1 protein-coding gene is annotated in these 534 nt (G+C 43.6%); it reads left to right on the top strand.

Features of this window, described 5'->3' with window-relative positions; translation table 11 throughout:
* Positions 1-8: 8 nt before the first annotated feature.
* The coding region (locus R8O11_RS30785; RefSeq protein WP_318195329.1) for a DNA-primase RepB domain-containing protein at positions 9-534 on the top strand (526 nt) is incomplete at its 3' end.

Raw genomic sequence — 534 nt, 5'->3', positions numbered from 1 at the left:
ACAAGGAAATGCTTGCTAATGGCTACTCTCCGAACCTGGTGCAAGAGTCGTCCAGGGACAACTATCAAGCAATCTTTAGAGTGCCTAAAACCACCGACGAAAAAGACCGAGAGATCGCAAATAAGGTGGTTGTAGGTCTGAATAAACGCTATGGCGATGAAAACTTCACTGGCGTATCTCATCCATTCAGAATGGCAGGATTCAGCAATAAGAAGCCAACAAGAAACAACTTCTTCACTCGCTTAATATCAAGCTCTGCAAACGCTTGTCAGCGTGTTATCACTTTGCTTAAGCAAGAACTGGATAAAGTGATTAAAGAGCGTGAGGAGGCTAAACAGGCGTATCAGAATGCGAAAGTTCAGCAACCTAAGCAAATCTCACTTGAAGAAGAGAGATTAAGGAAAATCGCAAGCGTTGATGCTACTACGAAAACAGCCGATGCGGTCTTTATGCGCCACTGGAGCAAATGGCATGGATTAGCTAAAAGCAAAGGCTGGTCTATCGATTATTCACGTATTGATTTTGCAGCTACCA

This window comes from Vibrio sp. 1288 (assembly GCF_033344475.1).
This window is presented reverse-complemented; position numbering and strand designations above follow the sequence as displayed.